At 55.4% G+C, this 775-nt stretch carries 1 protein-coding gene and 1 rRNA gene; one reads left to right on the forward strand and one right to left on the reverse strand.

Annotation, left to right across the window (positions count from 1 at the left end; all coding sequences use genetic code 11):
• Window positions 1–181: hypothetical protein (locus AC5RVV_RS17665; RefSeq protein WP_494002654.1), on the reverse strand; the 181-nt coding region annotated here is incomplete at its 3' end.
• Between AC5RVV_RS17665 and AC5RVV_RS17670 the strand changes: the two genes are divergently transcribed.
• A 16S ribosomal RNA gene (locus AC5RVV_RS17670) occupies window positions 181–775 on the forward strand; the annotation flags it as partial. The two genes, AC5RVV_RS17665 and AC5RVV_RS17670, sit on opposite strands and share 1 nt — an antisense overlap.

The following is a 775-nucleotide window of genomic DNA, read 5'->3' on the forward strand; positions in this document are numbered from 1 at the left end:
TGCTCCTGTTGTTTGAGAACTCAATAGTGTGCCAAGTTTGTTGATACCAATTATTTATTGGTTGAAAGTGCCGTGGCGTGCCGCCCCTGTGGTGTGTCGCGGTTTTATCAGCCTGGTTTGAATTTAGTGCAGTGTCTTCGGTCGTTTTCCCGGCCGTTGGTGCTGTGTCTGTTTGAAACATTAACGGAGAGTTTGATCCTGGCTCAGGACGAACGCTGGCGGCGTGCTTAACACATGCAAGTCGAACGATGATCCGGTGCTTGCACCGGGGATTAGTGGCGAACGGGTGAGTAACACGTGAGTAACCTGCCCTTGACTCTGGGATAAGCCTGGGAAACCGGGTCTAATACCGGATATGACCTGTCACCGCATGGTGGCGGGTGGAAAGATTTTTTGGTCATGGATGGACTCGCGGCCTATCAGCTTGTTGGTGGGGTAATGGCCTACCAAGGCGACGACGGGTAGCCGGCCTGAGAGGGTGACCGGCCACACTGGGACTGAGACACGGCCCAGACTCCTACGGGAGGCAGCAGTGGGGAATATTGCACAATGGGCGAAAGCCTGATGCAGCGACGCCGCGTGAGGGATGAATGCCTTCGGGTTGTAAACCTCTTTCAGCAGGGAAGAAGCGAAAGTGACGGTACCTGCAGAAGAAGCGCCGGCTAACTACGTGCCAGCAGCCGCGGTAATACGTAGGGCGCAAGCGTTGTCCGGAATTATTGGGCGTAAAGAGCTCGTAGGCGGTTTGTCGCGTCTGCTGTGAAAGCCCGGGGCT

The sequence above is a fragment of the Arthrobacter sp. MDT2-34-1 genome (assembly GCF_059091365.1).